The sequence below is a fragment of the Duganella guangzhouensis genome (genome assembly GCF_009674535.1).
In the GTDB taxonomy this organism is placed as follows: domain Bacteria; phylum Pseudomonadota; class Gammaproteobacteria; order Burkholderiales; family Burkholderiaceae_D; genus Rugamonas; species Rugamonas guangzhouensis.
The window spans coordinates 322,438-345,172 of the sequence record NZ_WKJK01000004.1 but is presented as its reverse complement, the minus strand read 5'-3'; the positions used below and the strand labels follow the sequence as shown (position 1 = coordinate 345,172).

Annotated in this window: 29 protein-coding genes; 18 read left to right on the top strand and 11 right to left on the bottom strand. The window is 63.1% G+C overall.

Annotated features, from left to right (window positions below; all coding sequences use genetic code 11):
* Positions 1-3 precede the first annotated feature (3 nt).
* The 16 genes from cpaB to GJ699_RS10180 are packed head-to-tail and all read left to right on the top strand — an operon-like array spanning position 4 to position 13,282.
* Positions 4-1,095 carry a Flp pilus assembly protein CpaB gene (gene cpaB / locus GJ699_RS10255; RefSeq protein WP_154375718.1) on the top strand — a complete coding sequence of 364 codons (1,092 nt, stop codon included), beginning with the start codon at positions 4-6 and terminating at the stop codon, positions 1,093-1,095.
* Positions 1,096-1,116: 21 nt separating this feature from the next.
* The gene (locus tag GJ699_RS10250) at positions 1,117-2,592 is read left to right on the top strand and encodes a type II and III secretion system protein family protein (RefSeq protein ID WP_154375716.1); all 1,476 of its coding nucleotides are present in this window, start codon (positions 1,117-1,119) and stop codon (positions 2,590-2,592) included.
* Positions 2,589-4,292, top strand: coding sequence for a TadA family conjugal transfer-associated ATPase (locus GJ699_RS10245; protein ID WP_154375714.1), 1,704 nt, complete (start codon positions 2,589-2,591; stop codon positions 4,290-4,292). The genes GJ699_RS10250 and GJ699_RS10245 overlap by 4 nt, the downstream gene beginning before the upstream one ends.
* Positions 4,292-5,143, top strand: a complete 852-nt coding sequence (locus GJ699_RS10240; RefSeq protein ID WP_154375712.1) for a type II secretion system F family protein — start codon at positions 4,292-4,294, stop codon at positions 5,141-5,143. Before GJ699_RS10245 ends, GJ699_RS10240 begins: the two co-directional genes overlap by 1 nt.
* 4 nt (positions 5,144-5,147) lie before the next feature.
* Positions 5,148-6,035 (top strand): type II secretion system F family protein, encoded by an 888-nt coding sequence (locus GJ699_RS10235; protein ID WP_154375710.1) that lies wholly within the window; start codon positions 5,148-5,150, stop codon positions 6,033-6,035.
* Between the two features lie 9 nt (positions 6,036-6,044).
* Positions 6,045-6,383 carry a DUF192 domain-containing protein gene (locus tag GJ699_RS10230; RefSeq protein ID WP_154375706.1) on the top strand — a complete coding sequence of 113 codons (339 nt, stop codon included), beginning with the start codon at positions 6,045-6,047 and terminating at the stop codon, positions 6,381-6,383.
* On the top strand, positions 6,380-7,216 hold the full coding sequence (locus GJ699_RS10225; protein WP_154375704.1) for a TadE family protein: 837 nt from the start codon (positions 6,380-6,382) through the stop codon (positions 7,214-7,216). Before GJ699_RS10230 ends, GJ699_RS10225 begins: the two co-directional genes overlap by 4 nt.
* Entirely contained in the window at positions 7,207-8,823 is a 1,617-nt protein-coding gene (locus tag GJ699_RS10220) for a polymorphic toxin-type HINT domain-containing protein (protein ID WP_154375702.1), read from the top strand. Before GJ699_RS10225 ends, GJ699_RS10220 begins: the two co-directional genes overlap by 10 nt.
* The gene (locus GJ699_RS35135) at positions 8,820-10,115 is read left to right on the top strand and encodes a DUF6630 family protein (RefSeq protein ID WP_308495512.1); all 1,296 of its coding nucleotides are present in this window, start codon (positions 8,820-8,822) and stop codon (positions 10,113-10,115) included. The genes GJ699_RS10220 and GJ699_RS35135 overlap by 4 nt, the downstream gene beginning before the upstream one ends.
* A 16-nt stretch (positions 10,116-10,131) precedes the next feature.
* Complete coding sequence (locus tag GJ699_RS10210; RefSeq protein ID WP_154375699.1) at positions 10,132-10,719, top strand: DUF1444 domain-containing protein; 588 nt, start codon at positions 10,132-10,134, stop codon at positions 10,717-10,719.
* Positions 10,720-10,728: 9 nt separating this feature from the next.
* A complete protein-coding gene (locus tag GJ699_RS10205) occupies positions 10,729-10,935 on the top strand; it encodes a hypothetical protein (RefSeq protein WP_154375698.1) in 207 nt (68 codons plus the stop codon).
* Positions 10,932-11,489: a hypothetical protein gene (locus GJ699_RS10200; protein ID WP_154375697.1), complete on the top strand. Its 558-nt coding sequence runs from the start codon at positions 10,932-10,934 to the stop codon at positions 11,487-11,489. The genes GJ699_RS10205 and GJ699_RS10200 overlap by 4 nt, the downstream gene beginning before the upstream one ends.
* An 11-nt stretch (positions 11,490-11,500) precedes the next feature.
* A complete protein-coding gene (locus GJ699_RS10195) occupies positions 11,501-11,968 on the top strand; it encodes a hypothetical protein (protein WP_154375696.1) in 468 nt (155 codons plus the stop codon).
* A gap of 8 nt (positions 11,969-11,976) precedes the next feature.
* Complete coding sequence (locus GJ699_RS10190; protein ID WP_154375695.1) at positions 11,977-12,399, top strand: hypothetical protein; 423 nt, start codon at positions 11,977-11,979, stop codon at positions 12,397-12,399.
* A gap of 7 nt (positions 12,400-12,406) precedes the next feature.
* Positions 12,407-12,553 (top strand): hypothetical protein, encoded by a 147-nt coding sequence (locus GJ699_RS34525; protein ID WP_154375694.1) that lies wholly within the window; start codon positions 12,407-12,409, stop codon positions 12,551-12,553.
* 9 nt (positions 12,554-12,562) lie between these two features.
* The gene (locus GJ699_RS10180) at positions 12,563-13,282 is read left to right on the top strand and encodes a DUF6630 family protein (RefSeq protein ID WP_154375693.1); all 720 of its coding nucleotides are present in this window, start codon (positions 12,563-12,565) and stop codon (positions 13,280-13,282) included.
* On the opposite strand, the gene GJ699_RS10175 is transcribed toward GJ699_RS10180, so the two are convergent.
* From GJ699_RS10175 to GJ699_RS10150, 6 genes are all read right to left on the bottom strand, one after another.
* On the bottom strand, positions 13,259-14,329 hold the full coding sequence (locus tag GJ699_RS10175) for an NF038122 family metalloprotease (protein WP_154375691.1): 1,071 nt from the start codon (positions 14,327-14,329) through the stop codon (positions 13,259-13,261). The two genes, GJ699_RS10180 and GJ699_RS10175, sit on opposite strands and share 24 nt — an antisense overlap.
* A 109-nt stretch (positions 14,330-14,438) precedes the next feature.
* Positions 14,439-14,996, bottom strand: coding sequence for a TMEM175 family protein (locus GJ699_RS10170; protein WP_154375689.1), 558 nt, complete (start codon positions 14,994-14,996; stop codon positions 14,439-14,441).
* Positions 14,997-15,097: 101 nt separating this feature from the next.
* Positions 15,098-15,517 carry a type II toxin-antitoxin system VapC family toxin gene (locus tag GJ699_RS10165; RefSeq protein ID WP_154375687.1) on the bottom strand — a complete coding sequence of 140 codons (420 nt, stop codon included), beginning with the start codon at positions 15,515-15,517 and terminating at the stop codon, positions 15,098-15,100.
* A 2-nt stretch (positions 15,518-15,519) separates the two neighbouring features.
* Positions 15,520-15,753: a type II toxin-antitoxin system Phd/YefM family antitoxin gene (locus GJ699_RS10160; RefSeq protein WP_154375685.1), complete on the bottom strand. Its 234-nt coding sequence runs from the start codon at positions 15,751-15,753 to the stop codon at positions 15,520-15,522.
* Between the two features lie 69 nt (positions 15,754-15,822).
* Complete coding sequence (locus tag GJ699_RS10155; RefSeq protein WP_154375683.1) at positions 15,823-16,272, bottom strand: SRPBCC family protein; 450 nt, start codon at positions 16,270-16,272, stop codon at positions 15,823-15,825.
* A 52-nt stretch (positions 16,273-16,324) separates the two neighbouring features.
* On the bottom strand, positions 16,325-17,503 hold the full coding sequence (locus GJ699_RS10150) for a GGDEF domain-containing protein (protein ID WP_154375681.1): 1,179 nt from the start codon (positions 17,501-17,503) through the stop codon (positions 16,325-16,327).
* 91 nt (positions 17,504-17,594) lie between these two features.
* Between GJ699_RS10150 and GJ699_RS10145 the strand changes: the two genes are divergently transcribed.
* Positions 17,595-18,062 carry a heme-degrading domain-containing protein gene (locus GJ699_RS10145; protein WP_154375679.1) on the top strand — a complete coding sequence of 156 codons (468 nt, stop codon included), beginning with the start codon at positions 17,595-17,597 and terminating at the stop codon, positions 18,060-18,062.
* Here the strand turns inward: GJ699_RS10145 and GJ699_RS10140 are convergent.
* From GJ699_RS10140 to GJ699_RS10125, 4 genes are all read right to left on the bottom strand, one after another.
* Positions 18,059-18,316, bottom strand: a complete 258-nt coding sequence (locus GJ699_RS10140) for a HigA family addiction module antitoxin (protein ID WP_154375677.1) — start codon at positions 18,314-18,316, stop codon at positions 18,059-18,061. The genes GJ699_RS10145 and GJ699_RS10140 overlap by 4 nt on opposite strands.
* Positions 18,316-18,594 carry a type II toxin-antitoxin system RelE/ParE family toxin gene (locus GJ699_RS10135; RefSeq protein WP_371867519.1) on the bottom strand — a complete coding sequence of 93 codons (279 nt, stop codon included), beginning with the start codon at positions 18,592-18,594 and terminating at the stop codon, positions 18,316-18,318. The genes GJ699_RS10140 and GJ699_RS10135 overlap by 1 nt, the downstream gene beginning before the upstream one ends.
* 72 nt (positions 18,595-18,666) lie before the next feature.
* Entirely contained in the window at positions 18,667-18,876 is a 210-nt protein-coding gene (locus GJ699_RS10130; protein ID WP_154375675.1) for a SlyX family protein, read from the bottom strand.
* Positions 18,873-20,951 (bottom strand): UvrD-helicase domain-containing protein, encoded by a 2,079-nt coding sequence (locus tag GJ699_RS10125; protein WP_154375673.1) that lies wholly within the window; start codon positions 20,949-20,951, stop codon positions 18,873-18,875. The genes GJ699_RS10130 and GJ699_RS10125 overlap by 4 nt, the downstream gene beginning before the upstream one ends.
* 119 nt (positions 20,952-21,070) lie before the next feature.
* On the opposite strand from GJ699_RS10125, the gene GJ699_RS10120 reads away from it, so the two are divergent.
* Positions 21,071-21,553 (top strand): SRPBCC family protein, encoded by a 483-nt coding sequence (locus tag GJ699_RS10120; RefSeq protein ID WP_154375671.1) that lies wholly within the window; start codon positions 21,071-21,073, stop codon positions 21,551-21,553.
* Positions 21,554-21,571: 18 nt separating this feature from the next.
* Here the strand turns inward: GJ699_RS10120 and GJ699_RS10115 are convergent, their stop codons facing one another.
* A complete protein-coding gene (locus GJ699_RS10115) occupies positions 21,572-22,663 on the bottom strand; it encodes an HD-GYP domain-containing protein (RefSeq protein WP_154375932.1) in 1,092 nt (363 codons plus the stop codon).
* Between the last annotated feature and the right edge of the window lie 72 nt (positions 22,664-22,735).

Genomic DNA, 22,735 nt, shown 5'->3' with positions numbered 1-22,735 from the left:
GCCATGGCTAACCCTTCAAAAATCCTGTCCCGCATCACCAACCCGCTGACCTTGCTGCTGATCGCCACCGCGCTGGCAGCCGGTGTGGCCGCGCTGGCCTACATCTACCTGCAAAAGCGCGAAGCCAGCATCAAGGATGAACTGGCCGCGCGCTCGCAGCGCAAGGAAACCCCGATGGTGCGGGTGGTGGTGCCCAAGACCGACGCCAAGGTCAACACCATCTTCAACACCAACAACTTCGTCGCTCGCCCGGTGGAAGCCGACCTGGTGTATCCAGACAGCATCCTGGCCGACGACTTTCCCTCGATGGAAGGCATGAAGCTGGCGCGGCCGGTACTGCGCGGCCGCCCGGTACGGCTGACCGACCTGCAACAGCCGGACGTGGCCGACGTCGCCACCGTGGTGCCGCCCGGCAGCCGCGCCATGACCATCGACATAGACAACCTGAACTCGATCGCGCAAACGCTGCGGCCAAATCACCACGTCGACATCTTCCTGATTTCGCGCGCGCCCAAACCGCAGCGCCTGAACGGCGCGCCCACCGACGACAAGGCGCTGGAACAAGCCACGCTGTTCATGCAGGACATGGTGGTGCTGGCCACCGGCAAGGAATTCCAGGACGTGGCGCACACGCCGGAAGACCAGGCAAACAAGATGGTGCGGCCGGGTGAGGTGGAGGGCGCCAGCGAAAAGAACTTCGATTCGATCACGCTGCTGGTCAAACCGGCCGAGGCGGCCAAGCTGATGGTGGGCCAGCGCATGGGCAGCTTCCGCGTGGTCCTGCGCGGCAAACAGGACCACACGCCACTGGCGCTGCGGCCGTTGCGCGCCGGCGACCTGATGCCGGCCGCCGAGCGCGGCCGCGACGGCAGCATTGAATTCATCGTCGGCGGCAGTCGCGGCAACATGGTGACGCAACTGACGGTGCCGCCATCGCAGCAGGCGCTGATGGCGGCGGCGCAACAAGCACTGTCGCCGCTGCCGGCCATGCCCGGCGCACCGGCGCCGTCCGCCGCGCCAACCGATCCGGCCGCAGCAAGCCCGGCCAACCTGCCCATCCCGGCGCTGCGTGCCAGCGCCAAGGGCTCCCCTTAACCTGACCGCACGGAGTACACGTTGCTTGCTCATCGCACTATTTTGCTGATCCTGCTGGCCGCCCTGCACGCCGCCGCCCACGCCGACGGCATTCCGGAAGACACCCGCCAGCGCGCGCTGGCCTCGGTGGCCGGCACCGCCGCGCGGCCGGCGCTGGTGCCAGCCGCGCTCAAATCCAAACCCGGCCTGCAATACCTGCCGACCCAGCCACTGACCATCACCGTCGGTGAAATCCAGATGCTGCCGATCGAAGGCAAGATCGTGCGTCTGGCACTGGGTGCCGGCAACCTGCTCAGCACCACCACGGTCGACCAGAACCTGCTGCTGATCGCGGAGCAGGTCGGCGCCACCAGCTTGCTGGTGTGGACGCCGACCACCGTGTATTCCTACCGCGTGCAGGTGGTGCCGAAAGGCATGGAAGAACTGAAAGCCAAGGTGGCCAAGCTGACCCAGGGCATGGACGGCGTCACCGTCGAGCAACTGGGGCCGGAGCTGGTGTTGGGCGGCGTCGCCCACAAGGATGCGCTGAAGCGGCTGGCGGCGGCGCTGCAGGGCACGCCCAACCTGATCCTCAACGTGCGCGAAGACCCCGGCAGCGCCTACACCCAGTCGGTGCTGTTCCGCCTGCATTTTGTCGAGGTCAAACGCTCGCTGCTGGAGCAGATCGGCATCAACTGGGACAAGACCGCCAACGGCCCCACCTTCGGCTATACCGGCGTCGCCAGCGCCAAGGGCATATATGACGGCACACGCCAGATCCAGAGCGGCGACAACCTGCTTGATGCCACCAACCCGATCTTCGTGCAGCGCGGCACCACCCGCAGCGGCCTGTTCTTCGGCCTGGCCACCACCATCACCTCGCGCCTCAACCTCGGCATTTCCGATGGCGACGTGCGGCTGCTGTCCTCGCCCGAGCTGACCGCCAAGAGCGGCGGCAAGGCGCGGCTGCAAGTGGGCGGCGAGGTGCCGATTCCGCTCGCCAACGGCTTCGGCACCACCACCGTGGAGTTCAAGCCGTATGGCGTGATTCTGTCGATCGAACCGGTAATCGACGCCAACAACGTGGTGACCGCCAAGATCTCCACCGAAATGTCGCAGATCGACCCGGCCGTCACCGTGTCCGGCATCCCCGGCTTCCTGACCCGTAGCACCGCCACCGAAATCAGCCTCAAGCAGGGCGAGATGATCGCGCTGTCCGGCTTGGTCAACAGCGAGATGTCGACCGCGATCGACCGCGTGCCGGCGCTGAGCCGGATTCCGATTCTCGGCCGCTTGTTCCGCTCCGATGATTTCCGCAACAACCGCACCGAGCTGATCGTGCTGCTGGAACCGGAAATCATCAAACCCGGCGACGGTCTGGCCGAGCAGCTGCGCCAGCGCGGCGTGGAAAACAAGCGCATCTTCGAAGACAAGGTCGAGGAACGGCAACGTAACACGCTGCCGTTCCCGACCCCGGACCAGCCAGCGCCGCCGGTCCATGAACGGGAGCAGCCATGATACGAATCCAGGTATTCCGCCGACACCAGCTGTTTGGCGAAGCCACCAGCACCGAGCCGCACTGCTACGTCGGCAAGGACGAGGGCAGTCTGGTGCAGCTGACCGGCTGGCGCATCGGCCGCCGCCAGCTGGAATTCTCGTTCCGCGAAGAGGGGCTGTTCATCAAGGACGGCGGCGGCATGGCGCCGGTGCGCGTCAATGGCAAGGACGTCAACGAATACGGCCCGCTGGCCAGCAACGACAGCATCGAGCTAGGCGACTACTGGGTGCGCGCCCATCCGACTCAGGAAGCCTGGGACCTGCTGGAGCGCGAACGTAAATCGGCCGCCGGCGCGGCCACGGCAGCGATGCCGGTGGCGGCCCAAGCGGCCGCCGAGGCGCCGCGCGGCAGCAACAATCCGCTTGAAGGCGAGGAGGGCATGGCGATCCGCGCCGCGCTGCACCGCAAGCTGATCGCCGCCATGGACCTGCGCCGCGTCAACGTCTCGCGCATGGCCGACGCCGAACTGCGCTCGTCGGTGCACAAGCTGATCGACGAGCTGATCGACACCGACGGCAGCTTCGCCGCCATGCGGCCCATGCGCGAGCAGCTGCGCGACGTGGTGCTGAACGAGGTGGTCGGCCTCGGCCCGCTGGAATCGCTGCTGGCGGACGAGCAGGTCAGCGAAATCATGGTCAACCGCCACAACGACATCTTCATCGAACGCCAGGGCATGCTGGCGCGCTCGGACATTTCGTTTTCCAATGACGCGGCGGTGCTGGCGGCGATCGAGCGCATCGTCTCGCCGCTGGGTCGCCGCATCGATGAAAGCTCGCCGATGGTCGACGCCCGCCTCAAGGATGGTTCGCGCGTCAACGCCATCATCCCGCCGCTGGCGATCAAGGGGCCGAGCATCACCATCCGTAAATTCTCGCGCAAAAAGCTGACCGAGGTCGACTTGATGGGCTTTGGTGCCATCAACAAGGAGATGGTGGAATTCCTGCGGGTGGCGGTGCGGTTGCGCGCCAACATCGTGGTGTCCGGCGGCACCGGCTCGGGCAAGACCACCTTGCTCAACGTGCTGTCCAACTTCATCCCCGACAACGAGCGCATCGTCACCGTCGAGGATGCGGCCGAGCTGCAGCTGAACCAGCCCAACCTGGTGTCGTTGGAAGCGCGGCCGCCGAATATCGAGGGCCGTGGCGCCGTCACCATCCGCGACCTGGTCAAGAACTGCTTGCGGATGCGGCCAGACCGCATCATCGTCGGCGAGTGCCGTGGCGGCGAGGCGCTGGACATGCTACAAGCCATGAATACCGGCCACGATGGTTCGCTGACCACCGCCCACGCCAACAGCCCGCGCGACTGCCTGTCGCGGCTGGAGGTGATGACGCTGATGAGCGGACTGGAAATTCCAATGCAGGCGATTCGCGAACAAGTGGCTTCGGCGGTCAACCTGATCGTGCAGCAGACCCGCTTTTCCTGCGGCACCCGCAAAGTCACCTACATCAGCGAGCTGACCGGCATCGAAGGCAGCCTGATCCAGCTGCAGGACATTTTCCGCTTCGAGCAGGACGGCTTCGACAACAACGGCAAGGTGCGTGGCCACTTCCTGCCGACCGGCCATATTCCGGACTTCTACCAGCAACTGATTCAGCGCGGCATGCCGGTCGATGTGTCGATCTTCTCGCGCACGGCGCAAATCAAACGGGTGCAGTGATGAATAATCCGCTGATTCTGGTTGGGGCGGTGTTCGCCGCCGTGCTGTTGGTGCTGTGGCTGGTGCTGTACGTCGGCAGCCGCTGGTTCTCGCGTCGCCAGCAGCAAACCGCCGCCGCCGCCATGAGCGACCTCGAAGGCATGTTCATCTTCACCGACGCCAACCGCCTGCTGGCGATCAATGTCGCGGTGCTGATCGCGCTGCCGGTGCTGGCCTGGCTCGCCACCGGCAATCTGGTGCTGGTGGCGCTGTGCGTGGTGGCGGCCTTCGTGGCGCCGCGCTACGTGGTGCGCCACATCGCCCAGCGCCGCCTGCGCCAGTTCGAGCAACAGCTGCCGGACGCACTGATGATGATGGGCGGTTCGCTGCGCGCCGGCGCCAGCCTGACCATGGCGCTGGACGCGGTCGCCACCGAGGCCAAACCGCCGATCTCGCAGGAATTTGAACTGCTGCAGCGCGAGCTGCGCCTCGGCGTCGATTTCCAGGTGGCGCTGGAAGCGCTGGAACAGCGCGTGCCGCTGCAGGACTTATGCCTGGTGACAGCCGGCATGGCGCTGTCGCGCGAAGTCGGCGCCAACCTGGCCGAAACGTTGGAATCGCTAGCCAAAACCATCCGCGCCAAGCTGCAAATGGAAGGCAAGATCCGCAGCCTGACCGCGCAGGGCAAGATGCAGGGCCTGGTGATGAGCGCGCTGCCGCTGCTGCTGATCGTCGTTCTCAACATGATGGAACCGGAGGCGATGGCGCCGCTGTTCCATGCCTGGTACGGCTGGGCCACCATGGGCGTGATCGTCTGTACGGTGGGGGTCGGCTACCACTTCATCCGCAAAATCACTTCAATCGACGTGTGACGCCATGGAACTGATCCTGATCGCCCTGTTGGTTGGCCTGGCCTTCGTGCTGTTTGCCGCCGCCGTGGTCTACGGCGCGGTGCGCCTGAAAAACGAGGTACCGGACGAGGACCGCGAATACCTCGACCCGCTGCCGCGCGTGCTGCGGCTGATCTGGCCGCTGATCCGGCTGCTCGACTACCACCTGTGCCGCTACATCCCGCGCGCGCTGCTGTCCGGTCCGGCCGAGGCGCTACGCCTGTCCGGCCTGCTGTATCTGATGAGCGCGACCCAGTTCATCGCGCTGTGCGTGGTCAGCCTGCTCGGCTTCGCGCTGATGACGGCGGTGGTGCTGTCGGCCGCCAAGCTGTTCAGCTGGAGCGTGCTGTTCGGCGTGGCGGCGCTGGGCTATCTGTATCCGCGCATGTGGCTGAAAGAAGCGCTGAAGAAGCGACAGAAGCTGATCGTCAAAGCGCTGCCAACCTATCTGGACTTCCTCACCATGTCGGTCGAGGCCGGGCTGAACATGGCGGGCGCGATCACCCAGGCCGTGGCCAAGGGGCCGGCCGGACCGCTGAAGAATGAATTCGCCTTTGTGCTGCGCGACCTGCGCGCCGGCCTGACCCGCGCCGAGGCGCTGCGTCGCATGGAGGAACGGCTGCGCATCCCGCAAGTGTCCAGCTTTGTCAGCGCGGTGATCCAGGCCGAGCGCATGGGCGCCAGCCTGGGCCCGACCTTCCGCGCCCAGGCCGAACAGCGCCGCGTCGAACGCTTCCAGACCGCCGAAAAGCTGGCGATGGAAGCGCCGGTCAAGCTGATCTTCCCGTTGGTGGCCTTCATCTTCCCGGTCACCTTTCTGGTACTGATGTTCCCGATTGCGATGAAGTTCATGCAGTCGGGCGTCAAATTCTAGGCCGCCGCCATGCACGCACTCCGTTTCGATACCCACGCCATCGACGTCATGGTGGCCGCCAGCGCGCCGGCGCGCATGCGCGGCCTGCTGGCGCGGCCGCCACTACAAGCCGGGCAGGGCATGCTGATCCGCCCCTGCAACCTGATCCACACCATCGGCATGGCGTACGCCATCGACGTGGTGTTCCTGCGTCGCGACGGCCTGGTGCTGAAAGTGGCGTCCGCCGTGCCGCCGCTGCGCTTCAGAGGCCACTGGCGCGCCCACTGCGTGCTGGAACTGGCGGCCGGCGAAGCGGCACGCTGCGCCATCGTACCCGGCATCACGCTGCCGATCGGAGCGCTGGCATGAGCCGCGCGCAGCGTCAGCGCGGCCAGTCCGCCACCGAATTCCTGGTGATTTTCCCGGCGCTGGTGATGCTGGTGTTCGGCATCATCCAGATGGCCTTTATGTACCAGGGCCGCGCCACGCTGAACTACGCCGCGTTGCTGGCGGCGCGCGCCGGCGCCATGCACAACGGCGACGTTGGCGAAATGCGCCGGGCGCTGAGCCGAGGACTGGCGCCGCTGTTTGCCAGCGAAGCCTCGGCCACCGGCTTTGCCGACGCGATGGCCAAGGCCACCGCCGAAACCGCCGGCCCGGCTGCGCTGACCAGCATCGAAATCCTCAATCCCACCAGCGCCGCCTTCAAGGACTTCGGCCGCGACCGGCTGGACGCCACCAGCGGCAAGGAGCTGCCGAACGACACGCTGGCCTACCGCACCAGCAGCGCCGGCACCAACTCCAAACAATCGGTGCAGGACGCCAACCTGCTGCATGTGCGCGTGACCTATTGCTTCCGCCTGATCGTGCCGGTGATCGACCGCATCATCCAGACCGCCTTCAACAGCGGCGCGCCGTCCAGCGAGGGCAAAGGTATGAGCGATCCGTTCGGCCTCGGCGTCGCGCCGGCCGGGCTGGTGTGCAACAACCCGGCGCTGGGCGGGCGCCGCATCTACATACAAAGCGAGGCCATCGTGCGCATGCAGTCGTCCTTCTTTGAAGCCAACCTGGCCGGCGCCAACGCGCCCGGCACGCCGGGACCATCGACGCCGGGTGACGATGACAGTCCGGGCGGTCCCGTCGACCCCAGCGACCCCGGCGATCCCACCAATCCCAATCCTGGAGATCCTGTATGCATTTAGCGGCTTTATCGCCTCGCGCGGGCTGGGTACGCCTGCTGCTAATCTGGTTAATGCTGTCGATCGGCTATGGCTCCACGGTTGCCGCCTGGGCGGCGGACAGCACCACGCCCAGCACCCCGGCGCCGGGCGGCGGCGGGGTGGTGTGGAAGATCTGCGATCCACCACCGATGTGCTTCAAGTCCCAGGCCGACAAGGATGCCTGGGCCGCGCAAAACCATTGCCGCTTTATCGAGGAGGTGTGCGAAGGCACCACGCCAGATAAGGACAGCGCCGGCGCCAAGCCGGAAGACCAGAGTTTCTGGGGCAGCCTGTGGGATAGCGTCAAGGGTGGGCTGACCTATGGCTACGAGTTCGTCAAAGGCTTGTATGCCGGCCTGAAAAGCCAGGTCATGGATGTGGTGCACCTGATCACTAATGCCGGTGACGTGGTCAGTGGTTTGATCGATCTGGGCAAGGCGTTCTTCAACGATCCGAAAGGCACGCTGCTGCAACTGGCCGAGCTGTTGGGGCAGGAGGCGGTGGACACCATCACCAAAGCCACCCAGTGCGGCGCCTATGACCTGGGCAAGGTGATCGGCACCTATGTCAGTCCGGCGTTCGCGCTCAAGCTGGCCAGCAAGCTGACCAAGTATTCCGGCAAGCTGGCCGATGCGGTCAAGGCGCTGAAGCACGACTTCGGCTGCGCCAGCTTCGGCGCCGGCACGCTGGTGATGACGCCGCGCGGCCTGCTGCCGATCGAGCAGATCGCGGTCGGCCAGGAGGTGTTGTCGCGCAACGAGAACAACTATGCCGACCATGAGCAGGAAGTAACGCGGCTGGTGGGGCGGATCGCGCCCACGCACCGTGTTCTGACCACCGACCATGGCAGCTTCCGCCTGACTGACGAGCATCCGGTCTGGGTCCAGGGCAAGGGCTGGACCGAGGTATCCGAGGTGGTGGCCGGCGACGTCATCGCCGGCGAAGAGGGCGACAGCCAGGTGCTGTCCAATCAGGCGGTGGCGCAGCCGCTGCGTGTATATAATTTCAGTGTTGCCAGAACACCCAATTATTTTGTCGGCGACAGCGGCTTGTGGGTCCACAACGCCGGCACTTGCAGCATCGATATCTACTCGAAGAAATTCGAGAGCATCACGGATGCCAAGCAGCGCGGCTTCCGCGGCGAGTACGAAGTCCTCGACCAATTGAAGAAGGAAAACTATAAGCCGGTTGGCAACTCGTTTGACATCGAGGGCAAGACGCCGTCCGAAGCCTATGCGGCATGGGATGGTCAGACCGGTATCGATGGAATCTACAAAAAAGACGGGAAATACGTGATTGTCGAATCCAAAGCCACAGGCGGCACCAAGAATGCCGATCCGGCAGGCTGTGTCGCCAAGCTGTGCCAGACCGACGATGGGCGACAAATGAGTGACGACTGGATCAAGGCACGACTGCAAAAGATTGTGCCGGACCCGGTCGAGCGGGCGCAGATTCTAGATGATTTGAAGAACGGAAAAGTGACCAAGGTTTATGCACAAACCGATGGTGCCGGCACCAGTTACCATGTCATCGATAACGTCGCCAACAATTCGAAAGAAGTGACTATAGGAGGTTCGTGGACACCATGACGGCTTATCCCCATATGCGCGATCCGGCTGGCAACGCGGCAAGCTATGACGAATATTTTTTGATCGAGACCATCCTGGAAGGAAAATTCAAGGAAAACTTTCCCGGTCTGGAGCTATCTGGCAAGCTGCACCGCCTGGGGCATCGCTACCGCGACGATCAGGAATTCGTGCGTTATCAGTACTGCTGCGGCGTCGGCTTTGACGAGATCGCCGCCACGCTACGGCAGCGCACCGCACGCATGCAGGAAGACGCTGCCTTCCTGCGCGCCAACGGTATCGGCGACGCGCGACCACTATCCGGCACCGACCGCAGAAGCTTTGCCTATCTGGCGCTGGCCATGCTGTTGATACCGGAGCCGGAAATCGTGATCCACGCCAACGACATGGCGGCCATCGTCAACAGCGAGCAAAGCTATTTATTCGACTTGCTGCTGCGAGCGTTCAGCCCTGCGCATCCGGTGGCGAAAAAATACCAGGTCGACAAATTCCAGAAGGACTGGCTCGATCCAGTAGTGCGGACGCTGGCGCTGGCGCCACAACAGCGTGCGGCGGCCATGGCCAAGCATATGCGGAACTGGACTCGCCTGATGAAACCCAAGGGCTGGAAGCCGAACCTCGACACCGCGCCGGGCAAGGACAATCTGTTCGCTGATTTTGCGTTTGAGGTGGCGCTGGCGGTGGCCGCCTACGACATCGACGACAGCAGCTTCCGCGATCATCCCTACTACCCACGTGACCTGGTCGACTACTACCGCGCCCACATCCGCGGTAGCCGTGACAGCTGGCGCGGCGAAGGTGTCGGTGCTAGCATTGCAGTGCTCGCGCCGGCCGCGCCACCAAAAGCCGACCTGGCCAAGAGCAAGCGCAAAGGTCTGGCGCGCTGGATCGAACTGGCCGCCGATGGTGACGACGAGGCCACCGACGCCGCGCTGGACGTGATCGGCAAACCAAAGAAAATCAAAGATCTGGACGCGCTGCTGGCCGCATTGTCGGAACAAGACATCGCCGTCCACGCCGACATCAAGGACGACAGCACGCTGGAAGCACAAATCAGCAGCCTGGGCGAAGCGCGTGGCCTCGGTCCATTCGACGCGCCGCCCCAACCACCGCAAGGCCCAGCCCGCTGCAGCGCGCTGCTTGACGCCTGGAAGCCATGGGCCGCCGCACGCGGCTACGCCGTGTACGGCATCGACCTGCAGGACGATGCCTGGCACGCCATCCTGGTGCGCCACGACTACCAGCAAGAACTGCAACAACTGTCCACCGAACTCGCCATTCCGCTGCTGCCCTGACCCACCGGAGATCACCATGTTTGGATTCCTCAAGAAGAAGCCCGACGCGCCAGCCCTGAACGCCAGCCAGCTGGTGCCGCGCATCAAGCACCTGAACTTCCTGCGCGCCGTGCGCGAGGCCGGCGTGCCGGAAGACGAAGTGCCGTATCACACGCCGCTGTGCGGCGAACTGCTGGTCACCTACGCCTTCGACCTGCCGGACAGCCTGATCATGGCCACCACCGGCTTGCTGAAACAGACTGGAGTCAGCTTCAACGACCTGCCGCCGCTGGCGCGCACCAATCTGCAACGCCTGCTGCCTCAACCGCAGTTCTTCGCCAAGGACGGTTGCGGCCTGGCCTACACCGGTGAAGGCATGGAAGCCACACTGCTGCTGGTCGATAAAGTCTGGGACGAAATGCAACCCAACTTCCGTGGCGACATCATCGCCACCGCGCCACGCCGCGACCGCATCCTGATGTGCGACAGCGCCGACGTCAGCGCCGTGGCCGCCCTGCGCGTGCAAAGCCAGGGCTTCTTCAACGAAATCGACGACCCGCACCGTCTGTCCACGCAGTTGATGGTGCGCCGCGACGGCGGCTGGGTGCTGTACGACGCGCAATAAGGAGCCGCCATGCCACTCAGCTACATCCTGGGCAATCTGATCGGCCGCGCCATCGTCAGCTTCGTGCTGGTGTGGATCGTCTGTCTGCTGGCCAGCCGCCTCAACTGGCGCCAGGCGCTCAGCCGCAGCGGCCGCTGGTACAGCCTGCTCGCGGTGGCCGGCCTGACCGTGCTGGGCATGGGTTCGGCCATGCTGCATACCGGAGCGGTGCAATGAAGCGCCGTCAGCATCTGGGCATGCTGGGCGCGCTGGCGATGATGGCCGGCGGCGTCCGCGCTGCGCCGGCCCTGCGCGAAATGCAGGTCTACAAACTGAACGACCTGAAGCTGGAAGTCTGGGTCGAGAACCAGCCGCCGTGGACCACCGAGCTGTCGATGCTGACCGGCCACCCGACCTTTGTCGCGCAAAGCCCGGACAGCTACCACCCGCCGACGGTGATGACCTACGCCAGCTGGCCCGACCGCAAGAGTCCGGACAACAATCTGCACAATATGGCCGTCACCGCGATCCGCACCGCCAGCCTGAATTTCGGTCTCAATCAGGGACAGGCGCGCGGCATCAATCCGCTGGGCGCCGAATATGGCGTGCTGCGCGGCTACGAAGCCACTTTCGACGGCATGGTCGAAGGCACGCCGATGGACGTGACCGTGTTTATCGGCCAGGCGCCGGGACGCTTCCCAGTGGCGCTGACGGTCTACACGCTACGCGGCAAATCAGGAACGCTGACTGAAAACCGCCGGCGCAGCTGGGGCAAGCTCAAGTATCTATGAATGGAAGCACGATGAAAGCACATCTGATCTATGTCGCCGCCATGCTGATGCCGTTGCTGGCCCAGGCCCAATCCAGCGAAGCGGCGCGCTACGTCAACCGCCAGGGCGTGGAAATCATCCAGAACCGCGTGACGGAAACGCCTCCTGCCAGCGCCAGCAAGCCCGCCATTACCGAAGCCGCCGCGCCGCGTGCGACAGCCGAACGCCCGGCCGCCGTCCACGACGCCCGCTTCCAGATCTCGTCCAGGGAACAGAACGAACGCGACCGCGACCGCCTGGTCATCCTGCGTCAGGAACTGCAGACGGAAATAGAGAACTACCAGGCCAAGAACAAAATCCTGCACAGTCCCAGCTTGCAGGCCAGCCTGAGCGAAGAACAGCTGCAACGCGTGCGCGACATCACTCACGCCCACGAACAAAACATCCGCGACCTGAACAACGAAATCAGCCGCGCCCTGCGCGACACCAGCAAGAACTGAGAGATACCATGCGCGATCCTGTCGGCAATGTCGAGCGCTACGACGAATACTTTCAATCGGCAGCCAGCAAGGAGGGGGCCTTGCCTGAACGCTTTGCCGGCCTGAAGCCGGAAGGCCAGGTCAATGTGCTGTACCGCCGCTGCGACCACGACCAGGATTACCTGCTGCACCAGTATTGCGCTGGCGTCAGCCTGGACGAGATCGCGGCGACGTTGCGCCAACGCACGCAGCGCATGCTGACGGATGCCGCCTACGTGCGAACCCATGGCGGCGAAGAGTACTACCGGCAGGCGTATCCCTTGTCCGGCATCCGCAGGAACAGCATCAGCTACCTGGCCTTGGCGCTGTTGTTGATCCCGGAGATAGAGATCCTGGGCCAGGGTAAAAGAACTGGTTTCGCCCGTAACCAAAGCGCAAAGCTATCTGTTTGACCTGCTGGTGCACGCCTTCGTTGCGCAGCACCCGATTGCAAAGAAATACGTGGTCGACAAGTTCCAGAAAGTCTCGCTGGAACCGGTGGTGCGCGTGCTGGCACTGCCGCCGCCGCAACGCGCCGTCGCCATGGCCAGACACATGCAGAACTGACCACGGCTGATGAAACCCAAGGGCTGGAAACCCGACCTCGACACGGCGCCCGGAAAAGACGCTTTATTCACACAGTTCGCCTTTGAAGTGGCGCTCGCCGTAGCTGCTTATGACATAGACGACAGCAGCTTCTGCAGCCATCCTTATTATCCGCGCGACCTGGTCGACTACCACCGCGCGCAAATCCGCAGCAAACGCGACGGCTGGCGCGCCGAATACGTCGGCGCCGACATCGACGTTACTCCCCCGCCATTGCCGGCCAAGGCCGACCTGGCCAAGAGCAAGCGCAATGGACTGGCGCGCTGGATCGAACTGGCGGTCGACGGAGATATCGACACCACCGACAGCGTGCTGGCAATCACCGGCAAGCCACGCAAGGTGAAGGACGGCGACGCGCTGCTGAACGCCCTGTTCGACAACGACATCGCCATCCACGCCGACATCAAGGACGACGCAGCGCTGGAAAGCCAGGCCAGCAGCCTGAGTGAAGCACGTGGTATCGGAACATTTGAAGGACCGCCGCCACCACCGCAAGGCCCGGCACGTTGCAGCGCGCTGCTGCAATCCTTCGCTCAATGGAGCGCAGCGCGTGGCTACCGCCTGGTCATGATCGACCTGCAGGACGACGCTTGGCACGCGGTGCTGGTACGCAGCGCCTACCACGACGAATTGCTGACGCTGTCCGACACGCTGGCGATCAAGCTACTAAGCCCGGTGCAGGCGGCGTGACTGCCAGCCCAACAGCACCATACCGGCAAATAACATGCCCCAGGTCCGCGGCTCCGGCACCGGCGCGGCCAGATCCCAGCCGATCGCATCCATCGCCGCCAGATCGCGGTTGCTGGCATCGTAGTTCTCGCCAAAGTCGACATAGGGGCGCATCAGGTTCAGCTGGTCCGGCGTGAAGTGGCTGGCCTGCCAGCCGTCGCCATGCTCGGTGCCAGTGGAGAAATCGGCGATGTTGGTAACGCCGCCATCGACCGAAAAATACGGCGCGCCGCCGACCCGCACATCGGCCACGCCGGGTGCCGAGTAACGGAACAGATCCAGCGGCTGATACCACCAATCGTTTTCAAACCGGCTGGCGCTGTTGCTGATGCCGCAGACCGATCCATTGCGCGGCGCCATGCAGAAATCGATATCGTCCACACCCGAGGTAAAGCCCAACGCATGACCAATTTCATGCTCGGCCACGGTGATGAAATCGATCTTGTTGGGTGGTGTGCCGCCAGTGCGACTGTATGAGAAATTGCCGGCATAGGCATTGGCGAACACAATGCTGGCATCGGGCTGCGCGGTGCTGGTGGGAACAATGAAGCCCATCGCCTTGGCGTTGGCGCTGGTCAGGCCCAGATACAGGTTATTGGCCGAGCCGTCATTATCGAAGCGCGAACTGCCGTCGCCCTGGGTCGCCATAAAGCTCAGCGCCGGGCCGGACTGCATGTGCGCCAGCGCGGTGTTGTCCAGTGCCGAGGTGGCATCACCGATCAGCGCGCTGTGCACGCTGCTGTAACTGGTGGAGACATAGCTGGAACTGGTGCTGCCCAGAATATTCTGGCCGAGGTTGTTGAAGCCGATATCCAGATATACCGTGACGTTGTCGGTCAGGTGGCCGGACCAGAAATTGGCGGCGCTCTGGAAGGCCGCCATCTGCTGCACGCTCATGCCGCCGTTGGAAACATCGTGCAACACAAAGTTGACTGCGTTCGCGGCCGGCGCCAGCGCGCACAAAGCCAGCGCGGCCGCGCGTAGCGGCCGACGTAAGGTCTGCTCCATGATCTCGATCCCCTGTATTGGAATTATTGTCATTCCATTGTGGAAGCAGGAGCGAGACGCGTCTAACTGATTATTCCTATGAGGCTGACTTGCAACAATAGAGTCAGTCTTAACGGCGCTCGATGCGGCGGTCGGGGATGAACCATACGGCGGCCACCAGCGCGTAGACCGCGAAGCCCAGCCCCGGGTGCGCGCACGAGACGGCGATGCCGATCGCATACAGCAGCATCGACAGCTTGCCCTTGCGGTCGGAACCGATGGCGGTCCGGAGCACCTCGTTGTCGGCCTCCAGGCAACGCGCCAGAATCAGGAACGCGAAGCTGCACATGAACAGCACGAAGCCGTAGCAGGCGACCGGGATCGACGAGTAATTGTTCTCACCCATCCAGCCGGTGACGAACGGAATCAGCGACAGCCAGAACAGCAGATGCAGATTGCCCCACAACACACCGCCACTGATTTTGGTGACGACGTGGACCAGGTGATGATGGTTATTCCAATAAATCCCGACGTAGATAAAGCTGAGCACATAGCTGAGGAACACCGGTATCAGCGGCCGCAGCGCCTCCAGACCCTCGCCATGCGGCACCTTCAACTCCAGCACCATAATCGTAATAATGATCGCGATGACGCCATCGCTGAATGCTTCCAACCTGCCCTTGCCCATTGTTCACCTGTCCGTTATGAAGATACTGCCGCTATGTTACTTTACCCATGCATCTAATCTGTACTCCGACGCAATTTCGGCAGCATCCTTAAACCGCACGCTCACAACAGAATGACTGAGATGCCTAGAATTGCTCCGGCTATCGCCATGCCGCGATCAAACGTATAGGTAGTAGCGCCATAGGCGCTAGAAATAGCCAAATGCAGGGAATCTCCCGCACACAAGCCTGATTTCCAACCATCTAACAACGTCTTGGCATAGACATGGTCGGCATCAGTAACTGCGATCAGGCGCAAGTTGGCACAGATTGAATTTCTGTATTTATCAACAATGCCGTTAGCCACGAATTTGGTCAATTGCCCGGACCGCAATTTACGACCTAAGGCGGAAAAAAATTCAACTTCTGTCCACGTGCTAATCGCCAACGGCGCTCCGGCGCTCAACATGAACGCCTCAGCCGCCAGACTATTTGCTTCGTGCGTCAGATACGCAACCAAGACGCTCGTGTCGAGGTATCGCATCACTAGCGATCCATATCGCGCAAACGACGTATAAAATCGCCCGCAGACTCGCTCTGCCACGGCTGCTTTGCCCGGAACTCGACAAGACTGGGGAGTTGTTGAGACGAAGCCGGGTTCAAGACGATGCGCGCGATTGGCAGACCGTCTTTAATAATGACAATCTCTTCCCCCGCCTCCACTTGTTCGATCAAACTGCTCAGTTGGGCCTGGGCTTCTGCCAGGGTAACGGTTTTCATGGTGCCCTCCATTCCTTCCGGTCGGTCTTGCGACTATAACGCCGAAAGGTGGATTTGCTATGACTTACGTCACTCCTCGCGGATCTCCGGCTCGACCAGTTGGGCCAGCAGGACCAGCGATTCCTGCCAGCCCAGATAGCAGGCTTCGGCCGGAATCACGGCGGGGATGCCTTCCTGTACCACCTGCAGCTCGACGCCGCAGAACACGTCGCGCAGGGTGACAGTGGTTTGCATCTGGCCCGGCAGATTGGGATCGTCGAACTGGGCGGTGTAGCGCAGTTTCTCACCCGGCACCAGCTCCAGGTATTCGCCGCCAAACGAGTGCGAACCGCCGGTAGTAAAGTTGGTGAAGGACATGCGGTACTTGCCGCCCACCCGCGCATCCAGCTCGTACACCTTGGCGGTAAAGCCGAACGGCGGCAACCATTTGGCCATCGCGTCCGGATCGAGGAAGGCACGGTACACCCGCTCCGCCTTGGATTTCAACACACGGTGCAACTGTACGGTATTGGTCGTCATGATCGATTCTCCAGATAGTAGAGGACAGCCCTCATTCCCACGACGAATGACCTTACTTGATTTCGACACCCACAGCCAGCGTTTCCTCATCCAGCGTGCGATTCCGCCCCAGCATCTTGGCGCTGTACAGCAACGCGTCGGCGCGGCGCAGCATGGCGTCCACGGTGTCGGCGCCGTCCAGCAGCAGCGCGATGCCGCCGCTGTAGCCCAGCGAGACGCCGAGCTGGCGCGGCCCGGCCTCGGCCAGCCAGGCGCGCAGGCGCTGATCGTAGGCGCGCATCGCCGCCAGCCCGACATCGTGTTTGAGCACGCAGAATTCCTCGCCGCCGTAGCGGCACACCAGATTGTGTTCCAGCCCCACCGCCTGCATGCCGTCGGCAAACAGCTTGAGTGCGCGGTCGCCGGTCTCGTGGCCGTAGGTGTCGTTGATTTGCTTGAAGTGGTCCAGATCCAGCAACAGCAGGCACAGCGGCTTGTCCTGGCGATGGGCGTCGGCGGCCAGCAGCTCGGCATGGGTCATCCAGGCGCGGCGGTTCAGCACGCCGGTGATGCCGTCGGTGTGGGCCAGCCGCTCCAGCTCGCGCGCCACTTCCTCGCGGTGCGCCAGCAGGATGCCGACCAGCCCCATCACCACCGTCACGATGGTGGCCAGCGCAAACAGTTCATTGGCCGGATGCGGCGCGAAGAAATTGGGGAACAGCTCGGTAAAGAAGGCGCCCAGCACGCCGCGCGACGCGGTCACAGCCGTCTGCACCAGCAGCGAGGTCACCAGCAGCCAGCGCCAGCGGCCGACCGGGTGCGGCATCGGCCGGCACAGCGCGATGACCACCAGCGCCAGCTGCACGCTCAGCAGGCCGTTGGCCCAGCCGACGCGGAACGCATAATCGCCAAAGCCGATGCTGTAGCCCAGCGTCATCACCACCGCCAGCAACGCTGGCATGCGCGCCGCCGGCGGCCGCCCGCACCACAGGTCGAAGGCGACCGCGCTGCAGCCCAGACCGGCGGCGATGCTGGCCATCGACAGCGTCGACAGCACGCGGTCGGCCAGCGCGCCGGGCACCACCAGTCCCGACGTCATCAGCAGTACCCAGCCCAGCGCCTGCAGCACGATGCCGGTCTGGGCCCGCCGCGCCGGCAGGTCCACCTTGCCCATCACGGCCAGCAGCGTGGCGGCTGCGGTCAGCAGGGTCAGCGTGACGGCTATGAGCAAAGAGGCAACATCGAGATGCATGAGGTGGAATTCCTGGCGGACAAGAGGAGCAGTATAACAAGCCGCGCTAGGCTACACTCTGGATATATCCCGACCAACCACAGGAAAGAGCATGGAAAATTACGCGGAATTGCTGGACACGCTGACGCAACAGGAACACGAATTACAATTCACCGCCTTCAGCAGCGACACCGCGCTGGCGCTGGGTTTGAAGATTATCGAGCTGGCCAAGGGCAGGGACAAAAGCATCACCGTCAACATCACCATCAACGGCAAGGTATTGTTCCACCACGCGATGCAGGGCACCTCGGCCGACCAGGCCGACTGGATACGGCGCAAGAACAATGTGGTGGCGCGCTTTGGCCGCAGCTCGTTCTACGTCGGCATCGACCACAAGCACCGTGGCGTGGTGTTCGAGGACATCAAGTATCTGGAGCCGAAAGACCATGCGGCCCACGGCGGCGCCTTTCCGATCACGCTGAAGGGCACCGGCATCGTCGGCACCGTCACCGTCTCCGGCCTGCGCCAGGCAGAGGACCACGCGCTGGCCGTCGAAGCCCTGCGCGCCGTGCTGGTTTAAGCGATCCAGTTGTCGAAATCCCGCTGCATCCGCAGCCAACTTTCAGGAGAAGTCTTGAGAAAAGAGGCGAGATGGGTCGCCATCTCGGCTGAAAGCGGACGCTGCTCCTGCAGCAGCTCGTGCAGGCTCCGCTGGCTGATACCGAGCCGCTGAGCGAACTCCGCAAGCGATATTTTCAGGGCAGGCAACACATCCTCACGCAGAATGGCGCCAGGATGTGTTGGGCGACTTTCAGGGTTACGCAATGCGTTCATCAATGATAATCCTCCAACCTGACATTATGCGCATCGCCGTTGGAAAAGCTAAAGGTGAGACGCCAATTTCCTGAGACCTGAACACTGTAAACTCCCTGGCGATTCCCCTTTAACTGATGGAACTTATAGCCCGGCAGGTCCATATCATCTGGCTGAACGCAACTATTCAACCGATCCAGCATGCGCGTGATTCGTGCGGCGAACGCAGCGGGTATGCCGCTCTGATCGCCCAATGCGTAAAACCGGTATAGCCCTTTGTGCTTGAATGAGGTAATCACAACACAGTCTCGGTAGGTTAAACCTCAACCTACCGGATCGCAATCACCACTCGCTTGCGCTGAATCAGGAGATCAATAATGCGGCGGCCGTTCGTGGGGGAGCTGGCCGCCGCCGTTGTTTTGCGCCAGATTGCGCACGTGCTGGGCCAGTGACGCGCACAGTTGCTCCAGCTTGTCGATCTGTTGCTGCTGCTCGTGGATGCGCTGGTTCAACGAATCGACCATGTCTTCGGCATACGCCAGCTTGATTTCAATGTTGATAAAACGGTCTTCGGTGTTCATGGTTGTTCCTTGTCGGGCTTGGGCGTGGTCAGCAATTCCTTCATGCGCGCCAGGCGTTCCTTGGGCGTCAGCTTTTCGGATTCCATCGGCACCGCCGTGCCCTCGTCCAGCTTCATTTCCTTGATAAAGCGCGACGGATCGCAGTGCACCTGCTCGCCCGCGCGCTTGCGTTTCTTGCACCAGGTGATGTGCAGCGTGCGCTGCGCACGTGTGATGCCGACATACATCAGGCGCCGTTCTTCCTGCACCCGCGCCGCGATCGATTCGGCCGGCGCGTCGGCATCGCCCTTGTGCGGCAGGATGCCTTCCTCGCAGCCCACCAGGTAGACGTGCGGATATTCCAGCCCTTTCGACGCGTGCAGGGTCGACATGCGCACCGCGTCCGGGTCTTCGTCCTGGCCTTCCAGCATCGACATCAGCGCCACCATCTGGGTCAGCTCCAGCACGTTCTTCTCTTCGCCATCGCGGTCCTTGCCGCCACGGCCGCGATCCTTCAGCCAGTTGACGAATTCCAGCACGTTCTGCCACTTGCTCTGGGCCGCGCGCTCGTCGAACATATCGTATAAAAAGTTTTCATAATTGATCGCTTCCAGCATGTCATCCAGCACCTGCGCCGCGTTGTCGCCGCTGCCCGACGGGCCAGGACGGCTGGCGCGCGATTCCAGGTTGTTGATGAAGTTGCAGAAGTCGCGCAGCGGATTCAGCTGACGGTCCGGCAGCAGCGCTTCGATGCCACCCTTGAACACCGCCTCGAACAGCGAGCAATTCCACTGCGCCGAGAAAGTGCCCAGCGTTTCCAGCGTCGACTGGCCGACACCACGCCGCGGCGTGGTCACGGCACGGATGAAGGCCGGATCGTCGTCGGTATTCGCCAGCAGCCGCAGATAGCTGATGATGTCCTTGATCTCCGCCTTGTCGAAGAACGACTGGCCGCCGGAAATCGTGTACGGGATGCGCTCCTTGCGCAGCGCCTGCTCGATCACCCGTGCCTGGTGGTTGCCGCGATACAGAATCGCAAAGTCCGACCACTTGTTCTTGCGCTGGAAGTGCTCGGACGAAATCATGATCGCTATCTGGTCGGCCTCGGCATCGTCGGTCGGCATCGACAGCACCTGAATCGGCTCGCCCAGCCCGTGCTCCGACCACAGCGATTTCTCGAACAGCTTGGGATTGTTGCCGATCACCGCGTTGGCCGCCTGCAGGATGCGGGTGGTAGAGCGGTAGTTCTGCTCCAGCTTGATCACTTCCAGATCGGGGAAGTCGGTCTGCAGCGTCTTCAGGTTTTCCACCGAGGCGCCGCGCCAGGCGTAGATCGCCTGGTCGTCGTCGCCCACGGCGGTGAACATCGGCTTTTTGCCGACGCCGGTCACCATCAGCTTGACCAGCTCGTACTGGCAAGTGTTGGTGTCCTGGTACTCGTCCATCAGCAGATAGCGCAGCCGGCGCTGCCACTTGTCGCGCACGTGCTCGTGGTTGCGGAACAGTTCCACCGGCAAGCGGATCAGGTCGTCGAAATCCACTGCCTGGTAGGCCGACAGCGTGGCCACATAGCTGGCGTAAACGCGCGCCGATTGTGCCTCGTCCTCGTCCTTGGCCAGATTCAGCGCCTTGACCGGGTCCACCAGGCCATTCTTCCACAGCGAGATGTCGGTCTGGATGCGGCGCACCACCTGCTTGTCGGTGGTGATCGCCATGTCCTGGATCAGCGAGCCGCAATCGTCGCTGTCCATGATGGAAAAGCGGTCTTTCAGGCCCAGCTCCTTGCACTCCTGGCGCAAAATCTTCACTCCCAGCGAGTGGAAGGTCGACACCGTCAGTTGTTTGGCCTGTTTCGGCTGTTTCAGCAGCTTGGCGATCCGCTCCTGCATCTCCAGCGCCGCTTTGTTGGTGAAGGTCAGCGCGGCGATGGTGCGCGGCTCGTAGCCGCGGTCCTCGATCAGGTGGGCGATTTTCTGCGTAATCACGCGCGTTTTGCCCGAGCCGGCGCCGGCCAGCACGAGGCATGGACCATCGAGATAGGTAACTGCCTGGCTCTGAGGCAAGTTAAGGCCGAAGACTGGAACTTTGGTGGACATAGCCCCACATTGTATCAGTCGCCGTGGCCGCGACTGACCTGCCGCATGAAGCGTTGGTGACATTTGCGTTACCATGCGGGGACACAGGCGCCACGCCTAACCCTATCTTGGTTGCAATCATGAAATTTGAACATTTAATCGAAGTCAACGACCCACTCAACCCGCTGATCGACGCCCTCAGCGTCGAGCAAGTATGGCGCGGCCTGGTGCTGCGCGCCGAATCGCCCAAGCTGTTCGTGCCGCACCTGGACGAAAGCCAGATCGATGAACGCAGCGCCAGCGGCTTCCGCCGCCGTCTGCGCTACGGCGAGCTGGTGGTGGAAGACCGGGTCGAGCTGGAACCGATGCGCAGCGTGCGCTACAAGGTGGCGGCGCAGCAGGACATCGCCGAATCCAGCCTGACCATGACCATCGAGCAGCCGACCGAGGACACGCTGTTCGTGCGCTTCCAGTACGAGGACAGCCACGACGCCGCCACCGACGAAGCCAACGCCATGTACGATGAATTCCGCCGCTCGGCCTACGTCGAGTCGGACATCGACACCATCGGCATGCTGCGCGAGCTGGCGCGCGAAGGCCGGCTGGACGCGCTGCTGAACTAAGCCGCAACTAAGCCACAACTACGCCACGGCGGCGCGGCCCCACACCTGCGCCATGCGCAGCGGCGACGCCTGCAACGCCGCCACCTGGGCGTTGCTCAGCACGTCGCGGATGGCGTGCAGTTCGTGGCGGGTATCGCGCTGCAGGAATACTTCCAGCGGCGCGCCGCGCGGGCCGATCACCGATTCCACATGCGGCGTGGTCGATTGCAGACCGCGCCGCGCCACCACGCCCACCTCGCCGTTAATCATGCGCACCCAGCTGCCGATCGGATAGATGCCCAGTTCGCGGATCACCAGCGATACCAGATTGGTGTCCAGCGTGGTGCGCGCTTCCAGCAGCATGTCGCGCAGCGCCGCGTTGGCGGTCAGCGTCGGCCGGTAGCCGCGCTCGGACACGCGCGCGCAATAGCGGTCGGCCAGCGCCACCAGCTTGGCCGGCAGCGGAATCTGCGCCCCCACCTTGCCCAACGGGTAGCCGGTGCCATCCTCGTTTTCGTGATGATGCAGCACGCAGTCGAGCCACGCCTCGTCGTTGACGCCGGCGGCGCGCAGCAGCTGCACGCTGCGTTGCGGGTGCGCCCGCTTGTGCGCTTCATCGGCCGGGTCCAGCGGCGTGCTGCTGTCGTGCCAGCGGCGGTGGTGTTCCAGCATGCCGGTGTTCATGGTCAGCGCCGCCAGCGTGATGGTCATGACGTCGTTGCGCGAACGCTGGCGCGCGCGCGCCAGCAGCACCGCCACCAGCGCCGTGTTGACGCTGTGGCGCGCCACATAATGGGCCTGCCGCTGATTGTGCAGAATGCTGGCGGTGGCAATGTCGACGTTGAGGTCGACCGCCGTGTGCACCAGCTGCGCGATGTCATCCAGACGGCGGCAGAAGTCCGGCGGCGCGGCGCCTTGCGCCACCGCCTGCAGCAGCGTGTCCAACTCCAGATAAGCGGCGTTCAGCTTGCGCAGCACCGACGGCGGTTCTTGCGTTGGTTGCGGTGGCTCGCCATCCTCAAACACGCCACGCTCGACCAGATAGGCGATCTGGTTGGCGCTGGCGATCATATGCCCTTTGCGCACCAGCAAAGCGCCATTCTCCCCGTACACATCCCATGGGAGCAACATGCCTAGCTTCAAGTCGGCTGGCGTCACTTTGCGTATGTTCATTGCGCTACAAAGTATCTGTCGATCCAGCAG

What these genes read in the sequence shown, in the direction of transcription:
- GJ699_RS10170 (WP_154375689.1), bottom strand. Translation starts at nt 14,996, where the DNA reads ATGGGCAAGGGCAGGTTGGAAGCATTCAGCGATGGCGTCATCGCGATC.
- GJ699_RS10190 (WP_154375695.1), top strand. Translation starts at nt 11,977, where the DNA reads ATGCGCGATCCTGTCGGCAATGTCGAGCGCTACGACGAATACTTTCAA.
- GJ699_RS10240 (WP_154375712.1), top strand. Translation starts at nt 4,292, where the DNA reads ATGAATAATCCGCTGATTCTGGTTGGGGCGGTGTTCGCCGCCGTGCTG.
- GJ699_RS10205 (WP_154375698.1), top strand. Translation starts at nt 10,729, where the DNA reads ATGCCACTCAGCTACATCCTGGGCAATCTGATCGGCCGCGCCATCGTC.
- GJ699_RS35135 (WP_308495512.1), top strand. Translation starts at nt 8,820, where the DNA reads ATGACGGCTTATCCCCATATGCGCGATCCGGCTGGCAACGCGGCAAGC.
- GJ699_RS10195 (WP_154375696.1), top strand. Translation starts at nt 11,501, where the DNA reads ATGAAAGCACATCTGATCTATGTCGCCGCCATGCTGATGCCGTTGCTG.
- GJ699_RS10245 (WP_154375714.1), top strand. Translation starts at nt 2,589, where the DNA reads ATGATACGAATCCAGGTATTCCGCCGACACCAGCTGTTTGGCGAAGCC.
- GJ699_RS10150 (WP_154375681.1), bottom strand. Translation starts at nt 17,503, where the DNA reads ATGCATCTCGATGTTGCCTCTTTGCTCATAGCCGTCACGCTGACCCTG.
- cpaB (WP_154375718.1), top strand. Translation starts at nt 4, where the DNA reads ATGGCTAACCCTTCAAAAATCCTGTCCCGCATCACCAACCCGCTGACC.
- GJ699_RS10210 (WP_154375699.1), top strand. Translation starts at nt 10,132, where the DNA reads ATGTTTGGATTCCTCAAGAAGAAGCCCGACGCGCCAGCCCTGAACGCC.
- GJ699_RS10220 (WP_154375702.1), top strand. Translation starts at nt 7,207, where the DNA reads ATGCATTTAGCGGCTTTATCGCCTCGCGCGGGCTGGGTACGCCTGCTG.
- GJ699_RS10140 (WP_154375677.1), bottom strand. Translation starts at nt 18,316, where the DNA reads ATGAACGCATTGCGTAACCCTGAAAGTCGCCCAACACATCCTGGCGCC.
- GJ699_RS10200 (WP_154375697.1), top strand. Translation starts at nt 10,932, where the DNA reads ATGAAGCGCCGTCAGCATCTGGGCATGCTGGGCGCGCTGGCGATGATG.
- GJ699_RS10155 (WP_154375683.1), bottom strand. Translation starts at nt 16,272, where the DNA reads ATGACGACCAATACCGTACAGTTGCACCGTGTGTTGAAATCCAAGGCG.
- GJ699_RS10235 (WP_154375710.1), top strand. Translation starts at nt 5,148, where the DNA reads ATGGAACTGATCCTGATCGCCCTGTTGGTTGGCCTGGCCTTCGTGCTG.
- GJ699_RS10160 (WP_154375685.1), bottom strand. Translation starts at nt 15,753, where the DNA reads ATGAAAACCGTTACCCTGGCAGAAGCCCAGGCCCAACTGAGCAGTTTG.
- GJ699_RS10115 (WP_154375932.1), bottom strand. Translation starts at nt 22,663, where the DNA reads ATGTTGCTCCCATGGGATGTGTACGGGGAGAATGGCGCTTTGCTGGTG.
- GJ699_RS10230 (WP_154375706.1), top strand. Translation starts at nt 6,045, where the DNA reads ATGCACGCACTCCGTTTCGATACCCACGCCATCGACGTCATGGTGGCC.
- GJ699_RS10175 (WP_154375691.1), bottom strand. Translation starts at nt 14,329, where the DNA reads ATGGAGCAGACCTTACGTCGGCCGCTACGCGCGGCCGCGCTGGCTTTG.
- GJ699_RS10145 (WP_154375679.1), top strand. Translation starts at nt 17,595, where the DNA reads ATGGAAAATTACGCGGAATTGCTGGACACGCTGACGCAACAGGAACAC.
- GJ699_RS10180 (WP_154375693.1), top strand. Translation starts at nt 12,563, where the DNA reads ATGAAACCCAAGGGCTGGAAACCCGACCTCGACACGGCGCCCGGAAAA.
- GJ699_RS10225 (WP_154375704.1), top strand. Translation starts at nt 6,380, where the DNA reads ATGAGCCGCGCGCAGCGTCAGCGCGGCCAGTCCGCCACCGAATTCCTG.
- GJ699_RS10125 (WP_154375673.1), bottom strand. Translation starts at nt 20,951, where the DNA reads ATGTCCACCAAAGTTCCAGTCTTCGGCCTTAACTTGCCTCAGAGCCAG.
- GJ699_RS10120 (WP_154375671.1), top strand. Translation starts at nt 21,071, where the DNA reads ATGAAATTTGAACATTTAATCGAAGTCAACGACCCACTCAACCCGCTG.
- GJ699_RS10130 (WP_154375675.1), bottom strand. Translation starts at nt 18,876, where the DNA reads ATGAACACCGAAGACCGTTTTATCAACATTGAAATCAAGCTGGCGTAT.
- GJ699_RS10165 (WP_154375687.1), bottom strand. Translation starts at nt 15,517, where the DNA reads ATGCGATACCTCGACACGAGCGTCTTGGTTGCGTATCTGACGCACGAA.